At 43.1% G+C, this 20,438-nt stretch carries 20 protein-coding genes; 11 read left to right on the forward strand and 9 right to left on the reverse strand.

Annotated elements, in window-relative coordinates:
* A partial coding sequence (locus VB775_RS19055; protein WP_323216908.1) for a zinc ribbon domain-containing protein occupies positions 1 to 245 on the forward strand: 245 nt, incomplete at its 5' end.
* Between the two features lie 171 nt (positions 246 to 416).
* Here the strand turns inward: VB775_RS19055 and VB775_RS19060 are convergent.
* Complete coding sequence (locus VB775_RS19060) at positions 417 to 782, reverse strand: YraN family protein (RefSeq protein ID WP_281005778.1); 366 nt, start codon at positions 780 to 782, stop codon at positions 417 to 419.
* A gap of 103 nt (positions 783 to 885) precedes the next feature.
* Here VB775_RS19060 and VB775_RS19065 point away from each other — a divergent pair, with 103 nt between their 5' ends.
* The 4 genes from VB775_RS19065 (at position 886) to devC (ending at position 5,944) form a co-directional block, all read left to right on the forward strand.
* Complete coding sequence (locus tag VB775_RS19065) at positions 886 to 1,404, forward strand: pentapeptide repeat-containing protein (RefSeq protein WP_281005779.1); 519 nt, start codon at positions 886 to 888, stop codon at positions 1,402 to 1,404.
* Between the two features lie 204 nt (positions 1,405 to 1,608).
* Complete coding sequence (locus tag VB775_RS19070; RefSeq protein WP_281005780.1) at positions 1,609 to 2,289, forward strand: PP2C family protein-serine/threonine phosphatase; 681 nt, start codon at positions 1,609 to 1,611, stop codon at positions 2,287 to 2,289.
* A gap of 59 nt (positions 2,290 to 2,348) precedes the next feature.
* Positions 2,349 to 4,775, forward strand: a complete 2,427-nt coding sequence (locus VB775_RS19075) for a WD40 repeat domain-containing protein (protein ID WP_323216909.1) — start codon at positions 2,349 to 2,351, stop codon at positions 4,773 to 4,775.
* A complete protein-coding gene (gene devC / locus VB775_RS19080) occupies positions 4,775 to 5,944 on the forward strand; it encodes an ABC transporter permease DevC (RefSeq protein ID WP_281005782.1) in 1,170 nt (389 codons plus the stop codon). Before VB775_RS19075 ends, devC begins: the two co-directional genes overlap by 1 nt.
* 50 nt (positions 5,945 to 5,994) lie before the next feature.
* On the opposite strand, the gene tuf is transcribed toward devC, so the two are convergent.
* The 5 genes from tuf to tpiA form a co-directional block, all read right to left on the reverse strand.
* Positions 5,995 to 7,227 (reverse strand): elongation factor Tu, encoded by a 1,233-nt coding sequence (gene tuf / locus VB775_RS19085; RefSeq protein WP_281005783.1) that lies wholly within the window; start codon positions 7,225 to 7,227, stop codon positions 5,995 to 5,997.
* Positions 7,228 to 7,333: 106 nt separating this feature from the next.
* Positions 7,334 to 9,412: an elongation factor G gene (gene fusA / locus VB775_RS19090; protein ID WP_281005784.1), complete on the reverse strand. Its 2,079-nt coding sequence runs from the start codon at positions 9,410 to 9,412 to the stop codon at positions 7,334 to 7,336.
* Between the two features lie 79 nt (positions 9,413 to 9,491).
* Positions 9,492 to 9,962 (reverse strand): 30S ribosomal protein S7, encoded by a 471-nt coding sequence (gene rpsG / locus VB775_RS19095; RefSeq protein WP_281005785.1) that lies wholly within the window; start codon positions 9,960 to 9,962, stop codon positions 9,492 to 9,494.
* A gap of 79 nt (positions 9,963 to 10,041) precedes the next feature.
* Complete coding sequence (gene rpsL / locus VB775_RS19100) at positions 10,042 to 10,455, reverse strand: 30S ribosomal protein S12 (protein WP_126384375.1); 414 nt, start codon at positions 10,453 to 10,455, stop codon at positions 10,042 to 10,044.
* Between the two features lie 199 nt (positions 10,456 to 10,654).
* On the reverse strand, positions 10,655 to 11,404 hold the full coding sequence (tpiA, locus tag VB775_RS19105; protein ID WP_281005786.1) for a triose-phosphate isomerase: 750 nt from the start codon (positions 11,402 to 11,404) through the stop codon (positions 10,655 to 10,657).
* Between the two features lie 816 nt (positions 11,405 to 12,220).
* Between tpiA and VB775_RS19110 the strand changes: the two genes are divergently transcribed.
* Positions 12,221 to 13,420, forward strand: a complete 1,200-nt coding sequence (locus tag VB775_RS19110) for a GNAT family N-acetyltransferase (RefSeq protein WP_281005787.1) — start codon at positions 12,221 to 12,223, stop codon at positions 13,418 to 13,420.
* Between the two features lie 340 nt (positions 13,421 to 13,760).
* On the opposite strand, the gene VB775_RS19115 is transcribed toward VB775_RS19110, so the two are convergent.
* The 3 genes from VB775_RS19115 to VB775_RS19125 form a co-directional block, all read right to left on the reverse strand.
* Positions 13,761 to 14,180 carry a PD-(D/E)XK nuclease superfamily protein gene (locus VB775_RS19115; RefSeq protein ID WP_281005788.1) on the reverse strand — a complete coding sequence of 140 codons (420 nt, stop codon included), beginning with the start codon at positions 14,178 to 14,180 and terminating at the stop codon, positions 13,761 to 13,763.
* On the reverse strand, positions 14,177 to 15,046 hold the full coding sequence (locus tag VB775_RS19120; protein ID WP_281005789.1) for a DNA adenine methylase: 870 nt from the start codon (positions 15,044 to 15,046) through the stop codon (positions 14,177 to 14,179). The genes VB775_RS19115 and VB775_RS19120 overlap by 4 nt, the downstream gene beginning before the upstream one ends.
* Before the next feature lie 143 nt (positions 15,047 to 15,189).
* Positions 15,190 to 15,906 (reverse strand): 2-phosphosulfolactate phosphatase family protein, encoded by a 717-nt coding sequence (locus tag VB775_RS19125; RefSeq protein ID WP_281005790.1) that lies wholly within the window; start codon positions 15,904 to 15,906, stop codon positions 15,190 to 15,192.
* 146 nt (positions 15,907 to 16,052) lie between these two features.
* Here VB775_RS19125 and VB775_RS19130 point away from each other — a divergent pair, with 146 nt between their 5' ends.
* The 5 genes from VB775_RS19130 (at position 16,053) to cysE (ending at position 20,326) form a co-directional block, all read left to right on the forward strand.
* The gene (locus VB775_RS19130; RefSeq protein ID WP_281005791.1) at positions 16,053 to 16,619 is read left to right on the forward strand and encodes a Uma2 family endonuclease; all 567 of its coding nucleotides are present in this window, start codon (positions 16,053 to 16,055) and stop codon (positions 16,617 to 16,619) included.
* A 660-nt stretch (positions 16,620 to 17,279) separates the two neighbouring features.
* Positions 17,280 to 17,858, forward strand: a complete 579-nt coding sequence (locus tag VB775_RS19135) for a hypothetical protein (protein ID WP_281005792.1) — start codon at positions 17,280 to 17,282, stop codon at positions 17,856 to 17,858.
* A 216-nt stretch (positions 17,859 to 18,074) separates the two neighbouring features.
* Positions 18,075 to 18,764, forward strand: a complete 690-nt coding sequence (locus VB775_RS19140; protein ID WP_281005793.1) for a GUN4 domain-containing protein — start codon at positions 18,075 to 18,077, stop codon at positions 18,762 to 18,764.
* 50 nt (positions 18,765 to 18,814) lie between these two features.
* Complete coding sequence (locus tag VB775_RS19145; RefSeq protein WP_281005794.1) at positions 18,815 to 19,450, forward strand: YqiA/YcfP family alpha/beta fold hydrolase; 636 nt, start codon at positions 18,815 to 18,817, stop codon at positions 19,448 to 19,450.
* Positions 19,451 to 19,558: 108 nt separating this feature from the next.
* Positions 19,559 to 20,326 (forward strand): serine O-acetyltransferase, encoded by a 768-nt coding sequence (gene cysE / locus VB775_RS19150; RefSeq protein WP_281009415.1) that lies wholly within the window; start codon positions 19,559 to 19,561, stop codon positions 20,324 to 20,326.
* Positions 20,327 to 20,438: the final 112 nt, after the last annotated feature.

Here is a 20,438-nt window from a genome sequence, read left to right on the forward strand (position 1 = left end):
ATGTATGCCTAAATCGAGTTGATAACCTCACTCTTGATGTTAGGGCATGGACTTGTAAGCATTGTGGTACTCTCCATGACCGTGATGTAAATGCAGCGATAAACATTAGAAATGAAGCCTTGCGGATTATCTCGTTAGGAACTAGCGAGTCTGCCTGTGGAGGAGATGTAAGTCGATCTGGTAAAACTTCGGTTTTGTTGGACGCTATCCCCGTTGAATCAGGAAGCCAGCGCTGTACCGCCTAAGCGGTCAGCGTCTGGTAGTTCACGTCCTCTACCCCCCTTCCCAGTTAAAAACTTGGGTTTTATAGTTGTCGCCATTCTTGTTAGGACATAAAACCAAAATAGTGTGAGGCGGCGCGAAGCGCCGCCTCACACTATTTTGGTTTTAATTTGTACTGATACAGGTAACTATAGCTATGCGACAAAGGCTTGTTCAATATAAGACTGTAAGCAAAAATCCTCTGAGGCTGTACGGCGGACTAAAGCCACATCAAACCGACAGCAAAGGGTTGCTAACTGGGGATGTTCACCTAAAAATATAGATGCAGCTCTAATGAGTTTGGCTTGCTTTTTTGGGGTAATCGCCAGACTGCCATCACCATCCCAATTCCGATCGCTGCGGGTTTTGACTTCAATAAATAGCAACCATTGGCGATCGCAAGCTATTAAATCCAACTCTCCCCAACGACATCGCCACTGAGTTTCTAAAATTTCCCATCCATGCGATTGTAAGAGTTGGGCTACTAGTATCTCCCCGCGATCGCCTACTTTTTTTGCCATAAGGATTATGCGATTTAATAAACTAGTCGATTTTTTGTGGCGCGGCGAAGCCGCGTCACAAAAAATCAGTTCCTTATCTTAAGACTCAGTTATCATAAAGATTATGAAAATCACAGTTTTTACATTACGCAATTTTACTTTTAAATCCTTCTTTAAAGCCATAAATACACTGCTGCTGTGCTTGACTCTAATATTAGCTAGCACTCAGCCTGCTTTAGCAGACGTATATGTGAAAGCTTTTCTCGAAGGAGCCGACTTTTCGGGGCGATCGCTGCAAGGCTATCAGTTTAACGAGTCCGATCTGCGGAACACATCGTTTGTTAATGCTGACGCGCAAGGAGTCAGTTTTTTTGCCGCCAATATGAAAGAGTCAAATCTGACAGGAGCAAATCTCAGCTATAGCACGCTTGATAATGCACGTCTTGACAAGGCAAACTTAACTAATGCCGTAATTCAAGGTTCATTTGCTTACGGTACTTCTTTTAATAATGTAATCATTGATGGTGCAGACTTTACGGATGTAGATTTACGTCCACCAATTCGTAAAAAACTCTGCCTATCAGCGAAGGGACAAAACCCTGTAACTGGGAGAATGACTCGCGAAACTCTTGAGTGCGACTAAATCCAACTGTTATGAGCTTTATGTCTTAACTTTACAGGGAATTGCCATATTTGTATTAAGTTGCCCTATTTTAGGGAGTATGATTCTCTGTGTGCGTAGCACAGGATTTTTGGGAACTATTTTAAACAAATAGTTTGACTGATACAAATACTTGATATCTGTGCTAACAATACTTGTCCTGAGGATCGCTCTGCCTATTAGTGTATGCAGCTAAATGAAACTTCCAATGACCTATCAAGTGGCAGATTACTCCAAAGAAGCTTATTGCCACAAAGCTTGCCTGCTTACCCTGGGCTAGATATTGCTGCGGAAGTATGGACAGCCGTAGATCTTGGTGGCGATTATTATCAGTTTTTAGAGCAATCAGGCACATTAGCCGTAGCGATCGCCGACTCCTCAGGCAAATCGGTTGCTGGAGCGATCCATGCCGCTTTATTTAAAGGACAATTGGATGCCTATGGACAGCAGGGCAGGCTCCAAAATCCTTCTTCTATGTTGAATTCTTTAAACCAATTACTTTGCAAAAGCGGCACTGATGATGCGATCGCCTTTTGTTATGGTGCGCTCGATCTAGTTAACTATGAGCTGCATTTGGGTAATGCTGGCATTCCTGGTCCATTAATTTATCGGGCTGAGACTAATACCTGTGAAGAGGTTGTCAATCCTGCGATCGCTCTGGGGCGTTTTGATAGTGCCACCTACAGAGCTACTTCGCGATCGCTGCATGAAGGGGATATCGCCATCTTTTTTAGTGATGGACTATTTGAAGCAACTAGTCCATCGGGCGAAGAATTTGGCAGATCTAACGGCGATGATATTTCTCCGCTACGCAAAACTGTAATTGAACTAGCTCAATTTCAGCTTCAGAGATTTTACAAGGCTTAAAAATTGCCCTTGATCAATTTTCAGGACTAGACGTTCCCGATGACGATGTTTCGATCGTGGTGATTAAACTTAAAAACAAGGTTAAATTTTCTGAACTGCGTAACTGTCCGTATCTTGAAGCTTTACAAGCATGGCAACGCTCTGAAGAAACCGATGAATCTTGTTTATTGCGAGGAACACGTCTTGCTGAATCCCTAGCTTGGGCCGAAGGACAACCAGAGTTACCGAGAATTGATCTCAGCTTTTTGGAGGCTTCACAAAGAGTTAATGAGCGCGAACAAATGATGGCAGCGCGAGCTGCCGATGCTGATCGCCTCGAGAAACTGAGCGAAGAACTCGAAAAAAGCCTAGATTCCGAACGTCGTCAGCGTGTAATCGCTGAGATGGGCGAAATCAACGAAAAAATAGTTGCTTACACCATTTCTTCAGAAGCACTATTTCTTTCTAATAATCATATTGAAGCCATGATTGCGGGTGTAATTGGCGGAGTCCAGCTAAAACGCCTTACAACTCAAGTTGACGAAAGCACCCTTGAGAATCTACGCGCCAATACCCAAATCCGAGCGATTACGGCTCTAGAACAAGTCGTCTATGGTACGCATGAATACAATCGTCTTGAAGGACATGGATTTTGGGTTAATAAAGTTTGCTATTCTCGCGATGGACATTATATTGCCTCAGCAAGTAGCGATCGCACCATCAAAATTTGGGACGCATCAGGAGTTTTACTCCAAACCTTAACCAGCCATACAAATTGGGTAACTAGCGTCGCTTTTAGTCCCAATGGCAACCTATTGGTGTCAGGTAGCCGCGACAATATGGTCAAGATCTGGAAACGCGATGAATCTACAGGTAAATTTGCTGCTCAACCGATCGCTACCCTCAGAGGTCATGAAGGGCCTGTTTTGGATGTATGTTTCAGTCATGATGGTGAGATGATTGCCTCAGCAAGCGAAGATACCACCGTTAAACTTTGGAAAAATGATGGCACTGTAATTCGGACTTTGCGCGGCGGTCATGATCGTTGGGTAACCTGTGTAGCTTTTCATCCCAATAGTAAATCCCTAGTTTCAGGTAGTGCCGATCGCAATCTGATCATCTGGAATACTCTGGGTGTACCCATCAGACATTTACGAGGGCATGACAGTTTTGTAGAAAGTGTTGCCTATGCACCTAATGGTTTGGCAATTGTTTCGGGAAGCCGCGATCGCACCGTTAAAATGTGGGGCTCAGATGGAATATTACTGAAAACTTTTTATGGACATTCTGACAAAGTATGGAGCGTCGCCTTTAGTCACGACAATCACACGGTCGCCTCAAGTGGATTTGACCGCACAATTCGTGTTTGGGACATAGAACAGGGTTTGCAATATACCTTTCAAGGACATGGTGACGTTGTGCATAGTATTGCCTTTAGTCCCGATGGCAAAACTCTCGCCTCGGCAAGTCGAGATACCACCGTCAAACTATGGGCAATCCGTGGGACTCCTTTAAGAACTTTGATGGGACATACCGACGAAGTGTTCTCGGTTGCCGTCAGTCCTAACTCTAAATTTTTGGCATCTACTTGTAAGGATAAAACAGTCAATCTCTGGAATGCCAATGGTACTCTTGAGGCAGTCTTAGAAGGTCATAACGATAAGGTTAACTGCGTCACCTTCAGTCCCGATAGTTCTACCATATTGACCGCCGCCGCCGACGCTAGTATCAAAATCTGGAAAACTGATGGGACCTTAATTGATACCATTAGCGCCCATCGTGCGGAAATTTATAAGGTTGTTTATCGTTGTGATGGTCAGGTTTTTGCTTCTTGTAGTGCAGATGGTACGGTAAGAGTTTGGAGTGCGGATGGTAAATGGTTGCAAACGCTCACAGGACATACTGCGGAAGTTTACAGTATCGATTTTGCTCCTGATGGCAGTATGCTCGCCTCCGCAAGTAAAGACAAACTCATTAATCTCTGGAGTTGGGATGGCACTCTGCTAGGGACTTTAGATGGACATAGTGCTGAAGTTTATACAGTTTGTTTTAACCCCAACGGCAAGATGATTGCTAGTGGCAGTATGGATCAAAGTGTAAAACTTTGGAGTATTGAAGGGCAATTAATTAAAACCTTAAATGGACATAGTGCTGAAGTCACTAGTGTCTGTTTTAGTCCCGATGGCAAGTCGATTGTTTCAGCAAGTGAAGACTCCACCATTCAGTTTTGGAGTGGTGATGGTACGCTTTTACGCACCTTTAATGGACATCAAGGCCCCGTGCGAAGTGTCTGCTTTAGCCCCAATGGCAAAATTTTGGTGTCATCGGGGGAAGATCGCAAAATCATTATGTGGAATCTCGACCTCGAAAACCTCCTAATGCGTGGCTGCCAATGGTTACAGGAATATTTAAGGACAAATATTAATGTTTCCGAAGAAGATAAGCGTACCTGCTTAGGTGGTTGTGGCTGGCTCTACAAACATCTCAAATCTACCCCCCCCTCCTGATGTTTGCCATTCCCTTAGCTTGGTTACAACTTACTTATCAAAAAGGACGACTAGCGATCGCGATCGCAGGAATCATGTTTGCGGTAATTTTGATCGCCATGCAGTTAGGTTTTCAAGAAGCCCTATTTAAAAGTGCAGTTCTGTTACACCTTAACCTGCGTAGTGATTTAGTCCTGATTCATCCCAGCTCGAACAATCTACTGAATCTCAGGCAATTTTCACGTCGCCGCTTACATCAAGCGGCTGGATTTACAGGGGTCAAATCGGTTTACCCAGTATATATTGGTCTCGCTGAGTGGAATGCAACTGAGCTTGGCGTAAAGGAAGACATTTTAGCGATTGGCGTTTCCCCCCAAGCCAATCCATTCCTATTTCCCAATATCAAACCAGATTTAGATAAAACTTTATTACCTGATGTTGTGCTGTTTGATCGCGGCTCAAGGGAAGACTTTTATGGTTCAGTGGCTGCTGAATATGAAACTGCGATCGCCCAAGGCAAAATTCTCACCAAAGAGGTAGCTAACCGCACCATTAAGATCGGCGGAATATTTACGATGGGAGTATCTTTTGCAGCTAACGGCACAGTGATTACAAGCGAACAAAACTTTTTAAGAATTTTCCCCGATCGCCCCGTTGGAAATATTAGCTTAGGCTTAGTGCAGTTAGAAGAAAATGCAAATGCGATCGCCGTTCGTGAAGCCATGCAATCGCAATTAGATCAAGATGTAAAAATATTGACTAGACAAGAATTTATTGATTTAGAGTTAAATTACTGGTCTGAAGCAACCCCAATTGGCTTTATCTTTGGCTTAGGAGTGACCATGGGCTTTATTGTTGGTGTCGTTATTGTCTACCAAGTTTTATATAAAGATGTGTCAGATCATCTAGCTGAATATGCCACCCTTAAGGCGATGGGATACAGCAACTTTTATTTATTTAGTCTAATTTTGCAAGAATCCTTGCTCTTATCACTCTGTGGATTTGTGCCAGCCCTATTAATTTGTGCAATTCTTTACAACCTAACTCAAAGTGCTACAGGCTTGTTAATGGAGCTAAATAGCGATCGCATTTTGCAGCTACTGTTCCTAACAATTACGATGTGCGTGATTTCAGGGACATTATCGCTTCGCAAAGTCCAAACGGCTGATCCAGCGGAAATATTTGATTAACCAATAAAAAAGCCTCGCTTTGCGAGGCTTTTTTATTGGAAAACTAAGAACTATTTCAAGATCTTGGTTACAACACCTGATCCAACAGTACGTCCGCCTTCACGAATAGCGAAGCGCATTTCGTTTTCGATCGCAATGGGGTTGATCAACTCAACGGTCATCTTAATGCGATCGCCGGGCATAACCATTTCAGCATCGCTACCATCATCAGCAGTAAAGGTAACAATGGTTCCAGTTACGTCGGTTGTACGCACATAGAACTGGGGACGATAGCCAGGGAAGAAAGGAGTCTTACGACCACCTTCTTTCTCGGTCAAAATGTAAACCTGACCTTCAAATTGAGTGTGAGGATTGATCGACTTAGGCTTAGCCAAAACCATACCACGCTCAATATCAGCCTTCTGAATACCACGCAACAATAGACCTGCGTTGTCACCAGCTAGACCTTCATCTAGGCTCTTCTTGAACATTTCAATACCAGTAACGGTAGTGGTACGGGTATCGGTAATACCAACAAGTTCAACGATATCGCCAACCTTAACAGTACCACGCTCAATCCGACCAGTTGCCACCGTACCGCGACCAGTGATCGAGAATACATCTTCAACAGCCATCAAGAAAGGCTTATCAACTGCACGCTCAGGAGTAGGAATGTAGGAGTCAACAGAGTCCATCAAAGTCCAAATTTTATCAACCCAAGGATTGGTTCCACGAGCAGTTTTAGGATCTTTGGTCATTTGCTCAACAGCTTTCAGAGCGGAACCACGAGTGATGGGAATATTGTCGCCGTCAAAATCGTAGGAAGAAAGCAATTCACGAACTTCTAGTTCAACGAGTTCAACTAGCTCTTCTTCACCTTCCATTTGGTCTTCTTTGTTCAAGAAAACAACAAGGTTAGGTACACCAACCTGACGTGCAAGCAAAATGTGTTCGCGGGTCTGAGGCTCAGGACCATCAGCAGCAGATACAAGCAAAATTGCGCCGTCCATCTGAGCCGCACCCGTGATCATGTTCTTAACATAGTCAGCATGTCCTGGGCAGTCAACGTGAGCATAGTGACGCTCTACGGTTTGATATTCAACGTGAGCGGTGTTGATCGTAATGCCGCGAGCTTTTTCTTCAGGGGCAGCATCAATTTGATCATATGCTTTGGCTGTTGCTTGACCTGCGGCTGCCAAGGACATGGTGATTGCAGCAGTTAAAGTGGTTTTACCGTGATCAACGTGACCGATAGTACCGATGTTAACGTGGGGCTTAGTTCTCTCAAATTTAGCGCGTGCCATTTTTTCGTAATTATCCTTAACTTTAGTAATTGTTGCTCTAGTTTATAGAGCATTTTTGGTAATTGCTACTCTAGTTTATAGAGTATTTGTCGAGTATTTTGAAGGACTACTCTTTACCCTTGCTTTTAGCAATGATGGCTTCAGCCACATTTTTTGGTACTTCTTCATAATGGCTAAATTCCATTGAGAAGCTTGCCCTGCCTTGAGTTGAAGAGCGAAGGTCAGTAGAATAACCAAACATCTCAGACAAGGGAACCCTTGCCTCAACTCTCTTGCCAGATGGAGTATCGTCCATACCCGCAATATTGCCACGACGACGACTGAGGTCACCGATGACATCACCCATGTAGTCTTCAGGGGTTTCCACCTCAACCTTCATCATCGGTTCAAGCAAAACAGGCTGAGCCTTCATAACAGCTTCCTTGATTGCCATTGAACCAGCAATTTTAAAAGCCATTTCTGAAGAGTCCACATCATGGAACGAACCATGTACGAGGGTAGCTCTGAGGTCAATCACAGGGTAGCCTGCCAGAATTCCCGATTCACAGGCTTCTTTCATACCTTGCTCTGAAGGCTTGATGAATTCCTTAGGAATCACACCGCCAACAATTTTTGATACAAATTCAAATCCTGTGCCTGGTTCGGTAGGTTCCAAATTGATCACAACGTGACCATATTGTCCCTTACCACCACTCTGACGGGCAAATTTACCTTCAATATCGGTAACGGTTCTGCGAATAGTTTCGCGATAAGCGACTTGAGGAGCACCCACGTTCGCTTCAACATTAAACTCGCGCTTCATCCGATCAACGAGAATTTCAAGGTGAAGCTCACCCATACCAGAGATAATTGTTTGATTGGTCTCTGGATCGGTCATCACGCGGAAGGTCGGATCTTCTTCAGACAAAGATTGTAGAGCCTTGGATAGTTTTTCCATGTCCTGTTTCGTTTTTGGCTCAACAGCAACGGAAATAACAGGCTCAGGAATAAATAGTGTCTCTAGAACAATCGGTGAACTGTCATCGCAAAGAGTGTCGCCTGTAAAGGTGTCTTTAAGTCCTAGTACAGCTCCGAGGTCACCTGCTCTGAGTTCATCAACCTCTTGGCGATCGTCAGCTTTCAAGATAATCAGGCGCGAAATACGTTCCTTCTTGTTCTTGCTAGAGTTGAGCGCGTAGGAACCTTTTTTCAAGATGCCAGAATAAACTCGCACAAAGGTGAGACGACCATAGGGATCAGCCATGATCTTGAACGCCAATGCCGACATTGGTGCATCATCTTTTGCTTCACGAGTAGCCTCCTCACCATTAGGTAGCAAACCTTGAACTGGTTTAACATCACTAGGCGCAGGAAGGTAATCGATAACGGCATCTAGTAAAAGCTGTACGCCTTTATTCTTGAAAGCCGAACCACAAGTCATTGGGACAATCTTGCCGCTAAGAGTGCCTTTACGCAAGCCTGATCTAACTTCATCTTCAGTGAGTTCCTCACCTTCAAGATATTTCTCCATCAAATCATCGTCAGAATCGGCAACTGATTCAAGGAGCTTACCGTGCCAATCGTTAGCTAGATCAACTAAGTCAGCAGGAATATCTATTTCTTCGATATCTTTGCCGATTTCATCTTTATAAATGTAGGCTTTCATTTTGATGAGATCGATAATTCCTACTAGCTCTGCTTCACTACCAATAGGCAGTTGGATGGGAACAGCATTGGAACCAAAACGCGCACGAATTTGTTCTCGTACTCGCAAAAAATTCGCCCCCATGCGATCCATTTTGTTGACGAATACGAGGCGAGGTACTTTATAGCGGTCTGCTTGTCTCCATACAGTTTCGGATTGAGGCTGTACGCCACCGACGGCACAGAAAACTGCAACTACGCCATCAAGTACACGCATGGAGCGTTCTACTTCAATGGTGAAGTCCACGTGTCCAGGAGTGTCGATGATGTTAATGCGATGATCTTTCCAATTGGTGCTGATAGCGGCGGCAGTAATGGTGATGCCGCGTTCGCGTTCTTGAGCCATCCAATCAGTTACGGCGGTTCCATCATGGACTTCACCTATTTTGTGAACAACGCCAGAATAAAACAGAATTCGCTCTGTAGTTGTGGTTTTACCAGCGTCAATGTGCGCCGCAATACCTATATTGCGTACCTTATCTAAGGCAATAGAGCGTTCCACAATAGTTTCCTCGTGTTTATCAGGAATTGAGAATTTATATTAAGAATAGTATAGCGAGGCAAGCTAAGGTCTAACAACGTTAGTAACGGTAGTGAGCAAATGCTTTGTTTGCTTCTGCCATCTTGTGGGTTTCTTCACGCTTACGGATGGTTTGACCAGTTTCGTTGGCGGCATCCATCAATTCATTAGCTAGTTTCGTAATCATGCTACGTCCAGCGCGACCACGAGAATATTGAACTAACCAGCGTAGGGCAAGGGCAACACCACGATCAGTGCGGACTTCCATTGGTACTTGGTAAGTAGCACCACCAACACGACGAGCTTTAACTTCTACAAGTGGGGTGGCATTGCGAATTGCACGGTCAAACACTTCTAATGGTGGATTGCCTGTACGTTCGCCGATGGTGTCAAGAGCTTTGTAAACAATGTGAGAGGCTACAGAATGCTTACCGCGTGACATTACACGGCGGATAAGCATACTAATAAGACGGCTGTTGTAAACCGAATCAGGGGGAGTTATGCGCTTTGAAGCTTTCGTTCTACGGGACATTGCGGTACTAAATTCACCTTATAAAATGAATTGCTAATTTTACTAAATGGCTACTAAGTAACCTTTTTATAGATGATTCTTACTTTTTCTTCTTGCCTGTGCTTGCGGCTGGAGCTTGACCAGGCTTGGGTCGCTTAGCACCATATTTAGAGCGTCCTTGCTTACGATCCTTAACACCTGAAGTATCGAGAGTGCCACGGATAATGTGATAACGCACACCTGGTAAATCTTTTACACGACCGCCTCTAATCATCACAACGGAGTGTTCTTGGAGGTTATGCCCAATCCCAGGGATGTATGCGGTGACTTCAAATCCAGAAGTCAAGCGTACCCGTGCCACTTTTCTAAGTGCAGAGTTGGGCTTTTTGGGTGTTGTAGTGTAGACGCGCGTACATACTCCCCTGCGTTGAGGACAACTTTTTAGGGCAGGAGATTTTGTTTTGGTGTTTATGGTTTGGCGCTCACTGCGGATGAGCTGTTGGATCGTGGGCATAAGTGATGATTTGGTATATCTGCGGCTGTGTATTCTAATCAACAGCACATAATTATAACAAAGTAGATCTCACAAAGTCAATTGTCAAAACAATTGTCATAGCGTGATGAGCTTTGTTACGGTTATGTCGGCTGTGGCGATCGCTGTCTTTATCGAGAAATCATTAGGGACAGCATATAAACAAAAAGTGATGTAAGTCCTAGCGATAATTTACAATTCGGGCAAAGCCTGCTGGATCAAGACTTGCTCCACCAACTAGCACACCATCGATTTCAGGTTGCGCCATGATTTCGTCAATATTATCAGCTTTGACAGAACCACCATACTGAATTGTGACGTTAGGATTTGCTAGCTTACCACGAATTAGTCCAATCACACGATTTGCTTCGCTAGAGGCACAGGTGTCTCCAGTACCGATCGCCCAAATTGGCTCGTAAGCGATGATCAAATTATTTTGATCAACATCAACGAGATCGGCTGCTAGTTGTGAAAATATCCAAGACTCGGTTTCGTTTGCGTCGCGTTGTTGCTTGCTTTCGCCAACACAGAGAATGGGAGTTAATCCGTTAGCCTGTGCAGCTTTTAGTCGCTTGTTCACAGTTTCATCGGTTTCACCAAAAAATTGACGACGCTCACTATGTCCGATGATCACATACTTGATGCCAAGCTCGACTAGCATCGGTGCAGAAATTTCACCAGTAAATGCGCCATTTTCTGCCCAATGGACATTTTGAGCGCCAATACTCAGGTTTGCTTGACCGATCGCTGGCACGATGGTTTGTAGAATCGCCAGATTTGTATAGGGGACGCAAATAAGGATTTGCTGATCGGCGATCGCCGCTTGGGGGGCGGTGGCTTTGAGGTGGGCAGGAAATTCCGAGAAAAATGTTTTGGCTTCAGACTGGTTTTTATACATTTTCCAGTTGCCAGCGATAACGATTTTACGCAATGCTCGTTTACCCCTGAGTTAGGATTGTGAAAATAATGAATTGTTGTTTATTTTACCGAAAAAGGGATCATTAACAGCAAAGGATAAGTACGAAGCGATCACCCTTGTTTTTTATGTCCAAAAACTGAATGAGTCTAGCAGAAGGCTGCTAGACTCATGTCTTTAAGTAATTCAATTAAGGTTTCTACTAGTGGTTTACTGAAACGTGTGGGTATTGATTAACTATACGCCGTAGCCCTTATCTTTTCAACTACATAAGTTTGTCTCATTTCGTTTTCATGCTAGGTCAAAACCTAAATAAACATTGAATAGAAATTTAAGAGACCCCAATAACAATACAGGCTATCGAAGCTATCAAAACTACACCGATCTTTAGGATAAGCACTGCCCCGTAAAGATCGAAAGAATCGTGGGGAGCAACAAAGCGTCAATCCGATTTTGACTTTTAACTCTTTCTTTTAGCTCCTCCTTTACATTGAAAATTTGTTTTCAACATTTAAACTAGGTTTGCGTTTGGATTGAGTTGCTCTGCCTCTTGTGCCATGTATATACATTAACGCAGGTGGTGTTATAAAACACCATTTGTTTACATAAATTCACAAGTTTCTTGGCTCTTTAAAATCTCAAAGTCAGGAAAATTACTAAGAGCCATACAGTAAAATAAAAAGCCGATTTTTGTGGTGTGGCTTCGCCACACCACAAAAATCGGCTTTTTATTAAATCACAGAACCCTAGTCATAGTTCTGACTTTGAGGTTGGCATTTGTTAAGCTATGTATACTAAGCAACTTACTTAAATACAGCCAAGACTTTCACTATGCTGCAACAAGCTTCCCGTTATACAACGACTTGGGTGGATACGGTTAATAAGGTCAAGGCTGAGGCATGGAATATTCTCGCAAAACCTTTGGCAACTCCTTTCTTTGAATGGGAATGGCTCTCGAATTTAGAGTCTTCAGGTTGTGCGATCGCCCAGCAGGGTTGGCTGCCTAGTCATTTATTAGTCTGGCAGGGAGATGAATTAGTGGCGGCTGCGCCTTTGTATTTGAAGGGGCATAGTCAAGGTGAGTTTGTGTTTGACCATCAATGGGCGGATTTGTCCTATCGGCTAGGGATTGAGTATTATCCGAAATTATTAGGGATGGCTCCCTTTACGCCTGCGGTGGGTTATCGCTTTTTGGTACATCCTGATTTGAGCGATAATCCCAACGAATTATCAAAAATCTATGATTTGATGCTTGCGGAGATTGATCGCCTTTGTGACAAACATCAAATGTCGGGCTGTAATTTCTTATATGTCGATCCCAGTTGGAAGCATGAGCTAGAGTCACGAGGCTTTACAACTTGGATGCACCATAGTTACGTTTGGGAAAATCAAGAGTTTACGGATTTTGATGATTACCTCAAAAATTTCAATGCGAATCAGCGCCGCAATATTAAGCGGGAGCGCAAATCCGTCGAAAGCACAGGAATTACGATGCGGGTTTATACGGGTGAAGAGATTCCGCATTATTTTTATGGCTATATGTATGAGCTATATAACGATCATTGCAATAAGTTCTGGGGTGGCAGCAAGTATTTGAATCGCAAGTTTTTTGAAAATCTCGCCCATAGCTTTCGCGATCGCCTTGTGTTTGTGGCAGGTGAGATCGAAGATTATCCCAAACCTGTCGGGATGTCTTTCTGCATTCGTAAGGATGATCAATTATTTGGGCGTTATTGGGGATGCGTGCAGGAAATTGATTGTTTGCACTTTAATGCTTGTTATTACAAACCGATCGAATGGGCGATCGCTCAAGGAATTAAACGCTTTGACCCCGGGGCTGGTGGTCAGCATAAAAAGCGGCGCGGATTTCCTGCGACACCAAATTACAGTTTGCATCGCTTTTATCGCGATCGGCTCAAGCAAATTCTGGTTCCCTATATCAGTGAGGTGAATACTTACGAGGCTAGGCAAATTCAAGCGATTAATAACGAATTGCCCTTTGATTTTGCTCCCCCCGATTTGCATGTATAGCAATGTAGGTGTACACCACAACACAATTAGTGGAGTGAAGCGCCGCTAATTACAGCAATTACCGATCAACCGAACCTCAAGAAAAAATGAAAGCGTTGTTTAGCAACGCTTTCATTTTTTTCTTGGTTTGGGTTTGAGCGCAAAGCGCTGTAATTAGCTAGGCATAAGTAAACTTAAAACTTAGAAAGCTGTCCCGACAGCTACGCTGTCGGGACAGCTTTCTAGGTTTTAAGTATGGTGAGCTACTTATAAAGTTATGAACAGCATGATACGTTTTCGATGAATGCTTTTTCTGATTTGACTTTTGCTTAGCAGGAAGTGTTTTGATCTATTAGATCTATTAAAGTTTTCCCATATTTGCTTTCATAATAAATCTCTCAAGGGTAACAATCTCTACGCGATCGCCATAGGGAATATACTGCTGCAAGTCCCCTGAAATGTAGAATTCGCGCAAAGTCCAACCTTCACCACCCAGCACTAAATAAGCCTTTTGATAATTGGGATTTTGCTCCATTGCATCCATCAAGCAAATTACTTCAAAGGGAACTTTCTGTTCGGCAGTACCACCTACCTGTTGCCATTTGAGAGAAATCAAAACATTGCGATCGCCTCGATTGGCGACTACATCAATTTTATGTTTGCCTCCGCCTGGGCGGCTACCGATATATTGCTGAGACTGATAGAGATAGCCACCATAAATTAGAGAATGCAATACCATTTGTTCTAAAACCGCACCAGTTTCCGTATTCCGAAGACTCATGATAGTTCTATCCCTTTATAAGCAAGCATTTCCTTCGCAGGAAGGCGATCGCCGTTACAGCTAATTCTCCTTGGTGCATCAAGGATCTTATATTTAAATCCTAAATCTTTGTAGAGAGAGAGAATTCGATCAGTGGCTTGATTGGAAGCGATCGCAGGGCAGTTTTGATTTGCCAACCATTGGGCTAAACGTTCTTGTTCTGACCATTCAAAGCCATTTTTAGAATATTGGCGAAATTCAACATCGTAGGGAGGATCGGCATAGATGAGGTCTTTGGAAGCAATCTTGATCTTCTCAAAGTCTAGGTTTGTAAACTTCCACTGTGAAAGCGTTGGTTTATATGCAGAGAAATCTTTATTGTAATTAATATGTTTGTATTTTCCAAAAGGAACGTTAAACCCACCTTTTTGATTGAACCGACAAAGCCCGTTATAGCCCGTGCGATTGAGATAATAAAATAATTGTGCAGCTTTTGGTGTGTCCGCTTCACCAACTTGGATTAAGCGATTAAATTCTACTCTCTGAGCGTAGTAAAACTCGCGGATGTTTTCAGTCTCAATTTCCAGTTTTAAGCCTTTTTGCAAACATTTATAGAAATTGATGACATGAGGATTAATGTCATTTAACAAAGCTCTTTGAGGTTGTAATCCTAAAGCGATCGCCAATCCCCCACAAAATGGTTCTACCATACGGCGATCGCTGTGCTTTTGCCAAGTATGCTGCAAATGTTGCACTAGCCAACGCTTACCGCCAGCCCATTTCAAAGGTGGAGTAAGGCGTTCTGGCTTTGCCGTAGCTCCAGTAATATTAGCCACTTGTTTTGCCAAGGGAGTCATGAGCAGAGAGGAACAATGAGACGGTGGCATGGCGACAAGGGAAATTAATGCTTACTCAATCTAGTACTATAGCGGTTTTCAAATGAGTACATACTCATTTGAAAACAAAAAAATCAACTCCAATAAAGGTTTTGAGTTTTCATTTTGCCTGCGGCAAAATGAAAATCGCTATACTAAGCAGCAACTAGCAAGCCTGCACTAGATTGTTTGGGCAATACATCAACAACATCGAGCTTGGCACAGTAGGCAATATCCTCAGCGCAGTCAAGCTTGAGCAACCGTTTGCCATGACTAGCTTGATAAAATAATTCCTCAACCTCACCCTTCCAAGCTTTATAGAGAGTCGCTGCGGCTACCGCCTCATCATTACCAAAATCAGCCTCATCTTCGAGATTAGCCGCGATCGCACCCGCACAGGTCGTATCTTCAAGCGAATAACTACCTTCCCAACCAGAACCCACAATCCACACAGTTTCAGGTTTAGTTTCGCGTAAATACTTTAATACCGAGCCAAGGTTAATCATCGCGCAAGCCAGAACACTCTTCGCATTTTGGACTTTTTGCAGCGATCGCGTGCCATTAGTCGTACTCATAAAAATCCGTTTGCCCTTCACCACATCTGGCGTAAAGTCAAAGGGCGAATTCCCCAAATCACAACCCTCTACAGTCTTCCCACCACGCTCACCGACCCTGATCCTTAACTCTGGCGGATGCGCTTCACTGACACGCATCAACTCATCAAGATCGGAGAATACTTGCACTCCCTCGGCTCCTGCCGCTAGTGCTGTAGCGATCGTAGTAGTGGCTCGCAAAATGTCAACAGCGATCGCGCAATCTGGATTTCCTTCAGCAGGCACTAACTCAGGCGTGTGATAGACAAATATTTTCATTTACAAATCTGATGATTGAGGCTTCTTATATAAATTAAACTCTATGATTGCCTGTTTTGCAAGACTTATGAAATCAGGGGCTGAAGCTCCTTGTTTATCCTCGCAGTACAATAAAAGTGTGGTCTTGAAAGCTAGAGGACAGCCCCATGATTGCCACCACTGAACGCCGCTACAGTCTTGATGAATATCGCGCGATCGCTGAAGCATCCACCGAAAAATGTGAATACCACGATGGAGAAATTATTACGATGACTGGCGGAACACTTAACCACAGTTTGGTTATGGGAAATATTTTCTTCTTTCTCAAGTTATTGCTACGTGATACATCTTTTGTAACAGTTAACAGTGAAATGCGAATTTGGATTCCCAATTATCGTTGTGGAGTGTATGCAGATGCCATGATTTTTGATGGTAGACCTCAACTAAATGGCGATCGCAAAGATGAAGCTTTAAATCCACTTTTAATTGTGGAAGTGCTTTCTCCATCAACTGAGGAATACGATCGCACAGATAAGTTTCGGATGTATCGTTCTATTCCTAGCTTTTGTGAATATCTCTTAATTCGTCAAAACAAAGTATTTGTAGAACGCTATAGTAAACAATCACAGGGTTGGTCATACAGTGATTTTGATGGTTTAGACCAGTCGATTTTGTTAGAGTCGGTAAATATTGAATTAGCGATCGCCGAAATCTATCGTGATATTGATTTTTAAATTTTTTTAGCTGTCATGAGAAGTTTGTACTTTTTACTCCCTTCCCAATCAAGGATTAGTGGTGCGGCACTTCGTGCTGTACCACTAATCCTTGATTGGGAAGGGGGTAAGCCTCTGGCATATTTGTAAGTACCTGTGCAGAATAAATTACCCAAACCTATAAAGTTGCGCCCCTGCGGGGCGCAACTTTATAGGTTTGGGTTTGCAATTAATTATGCTCACCTACTTAGCTATAGCCAACTGTATCAGACCAAATCAAAACCCAAATAGTGTGAGGCGGCGCTTCGCGCCGCCTCACACTATTTGGGTTTTATGTCCTACCAAGAATGGCAACAGCTATATAATATTTTCAGCAAATCCATGAAAGATTAGAATATTTTATGAACTGTATTTTGAGATGTAATAAATCATAGAAAAAGTTAGGAAATAAAAGCTTTAAGGTGATATGTGACTAATTTGCTGACTTTAGCTGTATTTTCAAATTAGACGTAAAGACTTATCAAAATATTTAGAGTATTAACTTTTTCTGTAGAATTAACTAGAAAGGCTACAGCTTTAGAAGTTTTTTTAATGATCGCGATGGTTGCATTAGTAATCGTCATTACCAATTAAAAGTTTTTGAGCATATCTTGAATATAAAATTTTTGAGGAAAGCAAAGCATGAGTACAAGTAACGAAACGAAGGCTGAAACCACTAAGCCAGAAAGCCCCAAGCCTGAAGAAAAATCCTCTCGCCCTACCAAAGCTAAAACTGAAGCCGAAACAACTGCAAAAACAGGTACAGTGGATATCTCAGCTTTGGCGGTGAAAGAAGACTCTAAACCCGTCGCAGCATCAATCGCACAAAAAGGTTCATTAACTGTGACTGAAACCCTTAAGCATTATGGCGATCGCCCCATCATTGATGGTGGTTTTCGTGCAGTTGAATATTTCAACAGTTCGGGCGAACGTCCGATCGAAGCTAGCAAGTTAGCAATTAGCAGCACCTACACCACAATGGGCGGTGAACGTCCGATTGTGAGTGGTGGTGTCCATGTAACTGGCACATTTATGTCTTCGGGCGAACGTCCGATCGTTGAAGATGGATTTGTGATTGTCGATAAGTTTTATATCGCAGGTGAGCGTCCTGTTGGTTCTTCAGGACTGGTGATTGACGAAACTTACTCTCAAATGGGTGAGACCAGACCTGTTGCTTCTAATGAGATCGACAATGCAGGGTTAATGGGCTTCATTGACTAACTGGTCGAGACTTTACAGCGCTTTGCGCTCAAACCCAAATCAAGAATTCTTGTAAAAGTGCTTCTCCGCAGCACTTTTACAAGAATTCTTTTAGCTCGTTTGATCGGAAGTTGCTGTAAAAAGCAGCACCCCATGGGTGCTGCTTTTTACAGTCTTTTGGGTTGGTTAAGGGTGTAAATTCAAAGTGGTGCGATTTTTGCGATTTTTAAGATTCTGATGGATACAAAACTAACTACGTTAAAAGATAAGTTGTTTTCGGGTAAAGAGGCAAACCAATTACCTGCGATCGCCGAATTAGCTAGCCTTGGAGAAGAAGGTTTACAAATATTAGATGAATTTATTCAAGCCCGCAAAGCGGCGAATACGGAAGTGACATGGATCGATGGCAGAATCCATCAAACCCTATTACAAAGCGATTTACCTAAAGCCCTCGAACTAGCCCAAATTCATTATCCTCATGGTGTCGTCACCTTAAAGTCAGAAAAAGCGATCGACTATCAACCAATTCAAATATTGCTAGCAAAACAAGACTTTGAAGAAGCCGATCGCGTTACTAGCAAAAAATTATGTGAGGCGGCGGGTGCGGCGGCTCTGGCGAGAGGTTGGCTATATTTCACCGATGCTAAGTCGATTCCCATTAGTGATTTACAAACGATTAATCAACTTTGGCTAGTTTATTCCGAAGGTAAGTTTGGCTTCTCGGTACAGCGTAAAATCTGGCTTAGCCTAGGCAAGGGCTGGGAAAAGTTTTGGTTAAAGATTGGTTGGAAGAAAGATGGATCTTTTACCCGTTATCCCAATGAGTTTATTTGGAGTCTGGATGCTCCAAGGGGACATTTGCCACTTTCTAACCAATTACGCGGCAATAAAACGATGCAAGCAATCTTTTCACATCCTGCTTGGTAATATAAAAGTCTTGATTTTGCCTTGAGGCAAAATCAAGACTCAAAACCTCTATGAACTACCTCTATTTGCATGGCTTTGCCTCTAGTCCTCAGTCCACCAAAGCCCGATACATGCAACAAAAGTTTGCTGAACTGGGACTAACTTTGCATGTTCCTGACCTCAATCTCACAGACTTTTCGACAGTGACGCTCTCGGAGCAACTAGACTACCTTGATCGCACCTATCTCCACAACAACGAGCCGATCGTCGTACTTGGTTCCAGCCTCGGTGGATTTTTAGCCTTGCAGCTTGCGGCGAAAAGCCTATTAGTTCAGAAGTTAATCCTACTTGCCCCAGCTTTTGGCTTTAGTCATCGCATAGCCAAAGCTTTGGGAGAAGAAAATGTTACTAAATGGCAACAGGAGGGAGTTCGTGAGTTTTACCATTACGGGCTGAAGCGTAATGTAAATTTACAATTTCAATTCTTTGTTGATGCTCAGAAATATTCAGAAGAAAACTTGACGCGATCGCTACCTATACTTATCTTTCACGGTATCGATGATGATGTTGTACCAGCATCTCTGAGTAAGGAGTTTGCCAAAAGGCGATCGCAAGTTACTTTAAAATTACTAAACGACGATCACGCCCTTGGGAAAGACTTAGACAGCATTTGGCAAGATACCAAACAATTTTTGGAACTTAGCTAAACTTTAAATACTCACTCCAAAGGGTAGTTACGTTTGATACAAAATATCCGCTAGGATCTTAAAATCAGCAGTAGCATTTAAAAAAGGGTTTTTAAACCGTTGAAAAATATTATCAAAACATTGCGATCTGACTTCGCTATCATTTTTGAGCGCGATCCTGCTGCGCGTAACTGGCTAGAAGTGCTGTTATGCTACCCCGGCCTCCATGCCATTTGGTTATATCGTTTTGCCCATTGGCTAAATTCACTAAAGATCCCCGTTCTACCTCGGATGATCTCGCAAATGGCAAGATTTTTTACAGGTATCGAGATTCACCCAGGTGCAAAAATTGGCATGGGTGCTTTTATTGATCATGGTATGGGCGTGGTGATTGGCGAGACTGCGATCATAGGGGAATATGTCTTGATTTATCAAGGTGTCACCCTCGGCGGTACTGGTAAGCAATCAGGCAAGCGTCATCCTACCCTCGGTAATAATGTGGTTATTGGCGCTGGGGCAAAGGTTTTAGGCAATATTGAAATTGGTAGCAATTCACGAATTGGTGCTGGCTCGGTAGTTTTGAAATGCGTTCCTCCCGATTGCACCGTTGTGGGTATTCCTGGACGCATTGTGCATCGTCATGGTGTAAAAGTTTCGGCTCTCGATCACTTTCAAGTTCCCGATCCTGAAGGTGATGTCATCCGATCGCTGATTAATCGGGTAGAGCAGTTGGAAAGAAATGCAGAAGCGCATACTTTACATCCCGTTAACAACTATTTGATTGATTCAGAATTGCTCAAGAATGTTCGCCCTCGTCATCTTACGCCTTCCGATCGTGTTGATAATTTTGAACATCCTCAAGAATATGAAGGGTTTTCTGAAGGTGGTGGTATTTAATCAAAAAGACTCGCATCGCGAGTCTTTTTTTGTTGGATTTTTTGGCAAGCCGCTATGATACATTCAAAAAAGCAGTACAACGGTTTAGTTGAGATGCTCTCAAGTTTTTATC

It is taken from the genome of Pseudanabaena sp. CCNP1317 (assembly GCF_034931345.1).
Lineage (GTDB): Bacteria > Cyanobacteriota > Cyanobacteriia > Pseudanabaenales > Pseudanabaenaceae > Pseudanabaena > Pseudanabaena galeata.

Bases quoted from the DNA above. Each gene is read 5' to 3' on its own strand.
- VB775_RS19060 (WP_281005778.1), bottom strand. From the start codon at position 782: ATGGCAAAAAAAGTAGGCGATCGCGGGGAGATACTAGTAGCCCAACTC.
- VB775_RS19065 (WP_281005779.1), top strand. From the start codon at position 886: ATGAAAATCACAGTTTTTACATTACGCAATTTTACTTTTAAATCCTTC.
- VB775_RS19070 (WP_281005780.1), top strand. From the start codon at position 1,609: ATGCAGCTAAATGAAACTTCCAATGACCTATCAAGTGGCAGATTACTC.
- devC (WP_281005782.1), top strand. From the start codon at position 4,775: ATGTTTGCCATTCCCTTAGCTTGGTTACAACTTACTTATCAAAAAGGA.
- tuf (WP_281005783.1), bottom strand. From the start codon at position 7,227: ATGGCACGCGCTAAATTTGAGAGAACTAAGCCCCACGTTAACATCGGT.
- rpsG (WP_281005785.1), bottom strand. From the start codon at position 9,962: ATGTCCCGTAGAACGAAAGCTTCAAAGCGCATAACTCCCCCTGATTCG.
- rpsL (WP_126384375.1), bottom strand. From the start codon at position 10,455: ATGCCCACGATCCAACAGCTCATCCGCAGTGAGCGCCAAACCATAAAC.
- VB775_RS19110 (WP_281005787.1), top strand. From the start codon at position 12,221: ATGCTGCAACAAGCTTCCCGTTATACAACGACTTGGGTGGATACGGTT.
- VB775_RS19115 (WP_281005788.1), bottom strand. From the start codon at position 14,180: ATGAGTCTTCGGAATACGGAAACTGGTGCGGTTTTAGAACAAATGGTA.
- VB775_RS19120 (WP_281005789.1), bottom strand. From the start codon at position 15,046: ATGCCACCGTCTCATTGTTCCTCTCTGCTCATGACTCCCTTGGCAAAA.
- VB775_RS19125 (WP_281005790.1), bottom strand. From the start codon at position 15,906: ATGAAAATATTTGTCTATCACACGCCTGAGTTAGTGCCTGCTGAAGGA.
- VB775_RS19130 (WP_281005791.1), top strand. From the start codon at position 16,053: ATGATTGCCACCACTGAACGCCGCTACAGTCTTGATGAATATCGCGCG.
- VB775_RS19135 (WP_281005792.1), top strand. From the start codon at position 17,280: ATGAGTACAAGTAACGAAACGAAGGCTGAAACCACTAAGCCAGAAAGC.
- VB775_RS19140 (WP_281005793.1), top strand. From the start codon at position 18,075: ATGGATACAAAACTAACTACGTTAAAAGATAAGTTGTTTTCGGGTAAA.
- VB775_RS19145 (WP_281005794.1), top strand. From the start codon at position 18,815: ATGAACTACCTCTATTTGCATGGCTTTGCCTCTAGTCCTCAGTCCACC.